This window comes from Microbacterium sp. Leaf351 (assembly GCF_001423825.1).
GTDB lineage: Bacteria > Actinomycetota > Actinomycetes > Actinomycetales > Microbacteriaceae > Microbacterium > Microbacterium ginsengisoli.
In genome coordinates this window covers 12,689-19,723 of the sequence record NZ_LMPK01000037.1, presented here as the reverse complement: position 1 = coordinate 19,723, position 7,035 = coordinate 12,689, and the positions used below count along the sequence as shown (strand labels likewise).

6 protein-coding genes and 1 tRNA gene are annotated in these 7,035 nt (G+C 71.8%); 5 read left to right on the top strand and 2 right to left on the bottom strand.

Translation table 11 applies throughout. The features are described 5' to 3' along the window. The first annotated feature begins 86 nt into the window (after nucleotides 1-86). The 4 genes from ASG00_RS12625 to ASG00_RS12610 all read left to right on the top strand — a co-directional run bounded on the left by ASG00_RS12625 (nucleotide 87) and on the right by ASG00_RS12610 (nucleotide 4,485). A complete protein-coding gene (locus tag ASG00_RS12625; protein ID WP_056210035.1) occupies nucleotides 87-1,331 on the top strand; it encodes a DUF58 domain-containing protein in 1,245 nt (414 codons plus the stop codon). Then, nucleotides 1,328-3,619, top strand: coding sequence for a transglutaminase family protein (locus ASG00_RS12620; RefSeq protein WP_056210033.1), 2,292 nt, complete (start codon nucleotides 1,328-1,330; stop codon nucleotides 3,617-3,619). The genes ASG00_RS12625 and ASG00_RS12620 overlap by 4 nt, the downstream gene beginning before the upstream one ends. A gap of 351 nt (nucleotides 3,620-3,970) precedes the next feature. Further along, a complete protein-coding gene (locus ASG00_RS14950; RefSeq protein WP_156456259.1) occupies nucleotides 3,971-4,339 on the top strand; it encodes a hypothetical protein in 369 nt (122 codons plus the stop codon). Between the two features lie 58 nt (nucleotides 4,340-4,397). Next, nucleotides 4,398-4,485, top strand: a tRNA-Ser gene (locus ASG00_RS12610). A 58-nt stretch (nucleotides 4,486-4,543) separates the two neighbouring features. Here the strand turns inward: ASG00_RS12610 and ASG00_RS12605 are convergent. Then, complete coding sequence (locus tag ASG00_RS12605) at nucleotides 4,544-5,248, bottom strand: hypothetical protein (RefSeq protein WP_056210029.1); 705 nt, start codon at nucleotides 5,246-5,248, stop codon at nucleotides 4,544-4,546. A gap of 326 nt (nucleotides 5,249-5,574) precedes the next feature. On the opposite strand from ASG00_RS12605, the gene ASG00_RS12600 reads away from it, so the two are divergent. After that, a complete protein-coding gene (locus ASG00_RS12600) occupies nucleotides 5,575-6,075 on the top strand; it encodes a hypothetical protein (protein ID WP_056210026.1) in 501 nt (166 codons plus the stop codon). On the opposite strand, the gene ASG00_RS18540 is transcribed toward ASG00_RS12600, so the two are convergent. Further along, nucleotides 6,072-7,035: AarF/UbiB family protein (locus ASG00_RS18540; protein ID WP_235559583.1), on the bottom strand; the 964-nt coding region annotated here is incomplete at its 5' end. The two genes, ASG00_RS12600 and ASG00_RS18540, sit on opposite strands and share 4 nt — an antisense overlap.

Here is a 7,035-nt window from a genome sequence, read left to right as displayed (position 1 = left end):
GCGGACAGTGATCGACGAGATCGTGCAGACCGTGCGCGTGCCGCTCGGCGTGCGGGTCTGACCACGTCGCCGTGCGATCCTGGCCCTTGACCCTGCGGGGCACCGGTGCCCTCGTCGTCGCGCTCGGATGCCTCATCGCCGCCCCGATGCTCGGACTCGAGGAGCTCGTGTGGTTCGCCGTGCTGCTGATCGCAGCCGTGCTGTGGGGCGCCGTCACGCAGTTCGGCCTGCGTCGTCGCCTCGACGCGACGCGGCAGGTCGTGCCCGCCCTGCCGGCCGTCGGCGAGGACGCGCGGGTGCGCGTGCACGCCACTGTGCACGGCTCGCTGCCGGTGCCGCCCGGGCAGTGGCGGGACCGCCTCCCCCGAAGCCTCGCCGGGGATGCCCGCGGCGTATTCCCCGCTCTGCGACCCGGGTCGGGGTCGCGCACGATCGAGCTGAGGTACGGCGTGCGCCCGCGGGTGCGCGGCATCCATCGACTCGGCCGCCTGCAGGTGACCTCGACGGATCCGTTCGGCCTGGTGCGGCGCTCGCAGGCCGCCGGTGAGGCGACCGACGTCGTGGTGACGCCCGAGCTCGTCGATGTGCCGGCCCTCGCCGCGATGGCGGTGCAGACCGGGGGCGCGTTGCCGGCGGCGACGAGCCGGCTGGGCCAGGGCGCGGACAATCTCATCCCCCGGGCATGGGCACCGGGCGACTCGATGCGTCGCATCCACTGGCGCGCGACCGCCCACCGTGACGAGCTCATGGTGCGTCAGGAGGAGCAGGAGGCCGCTCCCGAGGCGACGGTCGTGATCGACCTGGATGCTGCACGCTGGCCGGCGCGGGCGAGTGCACCCGGCGGCGACCGGGGCTTCGAGGCAGCGGTCTCGGCGTGCCTGTCGATCACGACCCATCTGGCGCGAGAGGGCTTCGCCGTGAGCGTCGTCGACGCGCACGGCACCCCCCTCGCGGAACGAATCGACCCCGAAGAGCACAGCGGTCTCGGCGATCTCGCCTTCCTCCTCGCGACCGTGGCGCCGACGGGTACGGGGGGAGGGCTGCATCGGCTCGCCGAACGGTTCACGGGCGGCCTCACGGGCCCCGTGATCCTCCTCGCCGGCAGCCTGGGTCTCTCGGATGCCGCGCCTCTCGCGACGATCGCCCCGCACTCCGCCCTGCCGATCCTGCTGACCGCGGCGCCCGAGTCCGGCGCGCTGCCCGCGGTCCGCGCACGCGGATGGCGCGCAGCCGCGCTGACGGGCGCCGAACCGCTCGCGACGGTGTGGCAGGAGCTCGAACGGCGCGCGGCGGCATCCGAGTCGGCGGCGACGGAGGGCGAAAGCGCATGAGCGACGACCCCACCGCACACGACCGGGTGTTCGCGACACGGGACGCATCTGTGGCTCGACGTCCGCGTCGCACCGCGCGGGGCACGTTCCGTCTCACCGTGGGAGCGTTCGTCGCGCTCGTCGCGGCGCTCCTTCCCCTGCTGCGAGTGATCACTCCCGGCTTCTGGCTCGCCGCCGCGCTCGGTCTCGCCGCGCTCGTGCTGACGATCGGGTACCTCCTGCGCGTGCGCGGGATGCCGGCATGGGCGGTCAGCCTGATCGAGCTCGTCGTGTGGATGCTCGGCGTCACCGGCCTCTTCTTCGCCGGTCAGGCGTGGCTGCTCGTCATCCCCTCGCCGGCGGTCTTCGCCGCCGTGCCCGAGGTGCTCTCGCGCGCGGCGCAGGACATCATCACCGGCTACGCGCCGCTGGATGCCACGGCCGCGATCGCGTTCCTCCTCGTCTCTTCGGTCGCACTACTCGCGATCGCGCTCGACCACATCGTCGTGACCGCGCGGATGCCGCTTCTCGCCGTGGTCGCGCTGCTGACCGTGGCCCTCATCCCGACGGTGTCGGTGCAACGGTCGATGCCGACGTGGGAGTTGGTGACGCTCGGGGCGACCTTCCTGCTGCTGTTCCGGTTCGAGACCCACACCCGCCGGGAGCCGGAGCGACCGGGCGCGGTGCGCACGGCAGCCGGGTTCGTGCTGGGCGCGGCCGCCCTCGTGACGACGCTGATCGTTGCGCCGCTGCTCCCGACGCTGAACCCGGTCGTCCTCGTGCCCGGTTCGGTCTCGGTCGGCGTGGACGCCTCGATCGATCTGGGCCGGAACCTGCGCAATCCCGCCTCCACCGAGATCCTCACGGTGACGACCGACACCGGATCGGCGCCGTACCTGAGACTCGCGACGCTCTCCCTCCTGCAGGGGTCGGGCACCTGGGTGCCCGACGCGCCGTCGACGACGGCGATCGGATCCGACGGCACGTTCCCGGCTCAGGCGCTCGGGAGCACCATCACGACGACCGAGGCGCAGACGCAGATCGACATCAGCCGCCTCGACACCACCTGGCTGCCCGTGCCGTACCCCGCGGCATCCATCAGCGGCCTGACCGGATCGTGGGCGATCGCCGACCAGAACCTCACCGTCGAGTCCCAGGGCGGATCGACCCGCGGCCAGCAGTACACCGTGACGACGACGAGTCCGCAGCCCACCCTCGAGCAGATCGAGGCCGCACCGGCCCGCTCGACGAACTCGATCTACACCGTGCTGCCGCAGAACCTGCCGACGATCATCACCTCCGACGCGCAGCAGGTCACCGCGGGGGCGACGAGCGCCTACGACAAGCTGATCGCGCTGCAGACGTGGTTCCGTGGCGACGAGTTCACCTACTCGCTCAACGCGCCGGTCGAGCAGGGGTTCGACGGATCCAGCGCCGACGCCGTCGCGCGATTCCTGCAGGTCAAGTCGGGCTACTGCGTGCACTACGCCTCGGCGTTCACGCTGATGGCGCGCTCCCTCGGCATCCCCACGCGCATCGTGATCGGCTACCTGCCGGGGACGTATTCGTCGTCGACTCCGGACACGGTGACCTACAAGGTCGTCAGCGACCAGCTGCACGCCTGGCCGGAAGCGTACTTCCAGGGCATCGGGTGGGTGCGCTTCGAGCCGACGAAGAGCCTCGGCGTCTCGACGAGCTTCGCACCGGGGTCGGGTACGTCCGGCACCGTCGACAGCTCGGGCTCGACACCGCAGCCGACCGCCTCGAGCGCGCCGACCGCCGCCCCGAGCGACCAGCCGTCGACCGCACCCACCACGGGCACGACGACGTCGACCACCTCGACGAGCGGACCGGCGATCGCTGCCATCGTTCCCTGGGCGCTGGGTGCGGTGCTCGTCATCGCCGTTCTCGCGGTGCCGGGCGTGCTGGGCGCCGCACGCGCGAGACGGCTGCGCGCAGCTGCGGCCCGTGGGGACGCGGTCGCCGCATGGAGTTGGGTGCAGGATGCCGCGCGCGATGTGGGAGTGCCCGTGAGCGCAGCGGCGTCGCCTCGTGAGTTCGGCGCCGCGCTCATCGCGCAGCCCGGCGTGCCAGCCGAGGCGGTGTGGAGACTCGTCGACGCGGTCGAGCGGGCGGCATACGCCCCGCCACCCGCGCCGACGGGGCGTCGCGCCCGGCGTGCCGCGAGCGGAGACCCGGCGACGGCGGATGCGGCCGCTGCGGTGCGTTCCGGCGTGCTCGGGTCGGTCGCACCCGCGCGCCGGCTGATCGCCCGAGCCTGGCCCCGGTCGTTGTGGGCGCGGGAGTGAGTGCGACTCTTCCGAGCGGCCGATCCGCTCGGTAGTCTCGGTCGAATCCGTGCGCGGGCGAAGGTGCGGGGGCTCATGGGGGTCGGACGAGCGAGGGTGCCGGGGGTGCCGGTCGATGTCCGTGTGCCGCGGGGATGGCCGACGCCCAACGATCGGTGGGTGCGGGAGAACGCGATGTGGGTGCCACCTCCGGGCTGGACTCCGCTGCCGGGCCTACGGCCTGCGCCCGCCGGATGGCGGTTCTGGCGACCGAATCGGCTGTGGCCGATCGTCGCCCGAACCCACCTGAAGCGCTCGCGCACCTGGTGGGCGGTAGCCGACGGACTGCTGCTGCTCACCTTCGCCTGCGGCGTGTTGACCGCGCGCGTCCACGGCGCGGGTCTCACCATCGTGGTGACCCAGGCGCTGGCGGTGGCGACGGTCGTCGTGATGATCGCCGCCGCGAGGATCCGATGGCAGGCGCAGCGCCTGGCGCAGGTGGTCTTCGCCTCGCTGGCGGCAGCGGGCCGGCAACGGCGGCTCGACGATGCGCGTCAGGCAGCTGCATTCGGCGAGAAGAGCATCGATGACGTTGCCGTGGCTCACGATGCGGCGGCATTCTCGGAAGGCCCCCACACAACCTTCGCACCTGAGCGGCGCGCGTTCATCGCACGCACGGCGCTCGTCGTGTTCGCTGTGCTCGTCTTCGGCGTCGTCATCCTGTCGGCGGTGACGCGGTGAGGCCCTGCGCAGCGCGTGCGGTGAGGCTCGGCTAGGATGATCGAGGCCTTCGGGCCATGGAGGATTCGCCTAGTGGCCTATGGCGCACGCTTGGAAAGCGTGTTGGGTGAAAGCCCTCGGGGGTTCGAATCCCCCATCCTCCGCCATCGAACCGGCTGTCGCGCTTCCGAGCGCGGCAGCCGGTTCGTCGTGGAGTCGGCGCTGTCAGCGACCGAAGATCTCGCCGAGCCCCACATCGCCGAGCTGGTCGCCGAGTCCGCCGAGCTGGTCGCCGATGCCGGTGACCTGATCCCCGAGGCCGCCGACGACTCCGTCGGCCCCGGCGGCGACCCCCTCGACGTCGACGCCCTGCGCGAGCTGATCGATGTCGACACCGAGACCCGCAGCGTGCTCGAGGTGGGGCGCGGCGACGGCGCTCAGCATCGCGCCGCCCGCAACCGCGCCGAGCAGGCCCAGCGCGGCCCCGCCGGCGCCGACGGCCGCGGCCCCGCCGCCCGCGCGAGCGAGGATGCCCCGCATGCGGCCGGGGCGCTGCGCCTCCGCCCGGCCGGCCGCCCGCGCAAGGTCGCCGGGCGATGAGGAGCGCGGCTGCTCGTGCACGGGCAGCTCGGTGCGCATGCGTCGCTCGATCACTCCGCGCTGGTCGGGTGTGAGCCGGGCGAACGCGTCGCGGTGGATCTGCTCGATGTGCTGCGGGTCGGCGGTCTGCATCAGGTAGTCGTAGCGCGCGATCGCCTGACGATCGGCGGCCGATGCAGCCGTCGCGTCGCTCCCGGGGACCGGCGGCGGGGTGAGCGGATCACGAGCGGATGCCGCGCCCTGCCCTCCGACCGAGCGGCGCACCTCGCGCACCGTGTCGGAGTTCAGGGCGTTCTTGGCGAGGTCGAACAGACGGGAGAAGGAGCTCATCTCGAACCTTTCGTGGCGATGGGTGCGGCCGCGGCATCCATTCGTCGAAGGCCCGAGCGCACGACATCGATCGCCGTGCGGGCGGTGCGGTCGATGAGTGGCAAGGGATGCTCCGGGGACGGCGTGCAACGGACGCCAAGGTCTCCTCCACCCAGGGTGGGCCGGCGCACCGGGTCACGATCGCGTGACCGTAATGACGGCGTCGCCGCAGACGGGAGTACTCCCCTTGCTGGCCTCCACGGTAGGGGGTCGGCCTGGACAACGGCTCCACACCCGGGCCGGAGCCTCGGCACCCATCAACCTTCAGCATGGCTTAAGCTAGCACCATGTCACTCGAACCGATGCTGCGCCGACTCGACCGGATCGCGGGCGGCCGTGCCGCCGATCATCGCGTCGAGCCGTCGACCGACCCCAAGGTGCGGCGCGCCTTCACCGTGATCGCCTGGCTGCTCGTCGTGTGCTTCCTGCTCGGCATCGCGACCGTCGTCACGGGGGTCGTCCTGCTCGCCGTCGGCGCCGAGGTGACGATCGCCGTGTGGATGCGCTGCCTCGTCGTGCTCGGCATCTCCACGACGCTCTTCTACTTCCTCTGGCGCGCCCGCGCCGGCTGGTACTGGGCCTACCGCCGCCTGCAGCTGTTCAGCCGCATCTTTCCCGTCATCGCGCTGGTGCTCGCGGCGATCCCCGGGCTCTATCCGCTGTGGGTGATCACCGAGCAGATCGTGTTCGCGCTGATCCTCATCGGCGTCTCCGACTACCTGCAGACCGACTACATGCGCGCGGCGTTCCCGAAGCCGGCCGGGCGCGAGCCGGGGACTGACGCCTAGCGCCTCCCGCCGATCAGGGCGCCGAGGAACGGCACGACCGACACGATCATGACGACCGTGCCGAACACTGGATCCTGCAGATGCAGCACAGCGCCCGTGATCAGCAGCGCGGCGAACACGACCGCCGCGATGAGACGGCGCCCCATGCGCTCGAGCCTGCTCACGCGACGCTCGATCCGAGAGGTGTCGAGCGCGACCTTGCCCTGCTCGAACCGCGTCACGAGACCGTCGACGCGCTGCGGCAGCCGCGCGGCCGTCGTCACCCACGAGAGCGCCTGGGTCGCGACATCCTGCAGGAGGTTTCCGCGCTCGTCGCGCAGCAGCTTCGACGCATACGGCTCGACCGAGTTCCACAGGTTGAAGTCGGCGACGAGCGAGCTGCATACCCCGGAGGTGAGCGACATCGCGCGGATGATGAGCAGGAAGTTCTCGGGCAGCTGGAAGGGCAGCGAGCGCACCACATCGCCGAACTCGGTGGCGAAATCGCGGAACTCGCGCGGATCGACCTCGCGCAGCTGAGCGAACCCCATGCCGCCGAATCGCGAGAACAGCTGCGTCAGGGCACGCTCGAGCTCGCCGGTGTCGGCCGATGGCAGCAGCACGCCGACGTCCTGGATCGCGGCGACGAGACCCTTCCCGTCGCGCGATGCGACGGCGATGAGGAGCTTCCGCAGACCCGAGCGGATGCCGCTGGGAACCTCGCCCATCATCCCGAAGTCGATGAACGTGAGCTTCCACGCGGGCGCGGGCGCCCCGGTGCCGGATGCTGCGGGCTCACCCGGAGCCGCGGCATCCGCCGCTCGCACCGGCGTCACGAAGATGTTGCCCGGGTGCGGGTCGGCGTGGAAGAAGCCGTGGGTGAACAGCTGCTCGAACATCACCTCGGCGAACACGGGCGCGACCTCCGCCGGGTCGATGCCGGCGGCGCGCAGAGCGTCCGCGTCGGTGATCTTGATCGCG

Excerpts from the sequence above, each read along its gene's own strand:
- ASG00_RS12620 (WP_056210033.1), top strand. The coding sequence starts at position 1,328 with ATGAGCGACGACCCCACCGCACACGACCGGGTGTTCGCGACACGGGAC.
- ASG00_RS12605 (WP_056210029.1), bottom strand. The coding sequence starts at position 5,248 with ATGAGCTCCTTCTCCCGTCTGTTCGACCTCGCCAAGAACGCCCTGAAC.
- ASG00_RS12600 (WP_056210026.1), top strand. The coding sequence starts at position 5,575 with ATGTCACTCGAACCGATGCTGCGCCGACTCGACCGGATCGCGGGCGGC.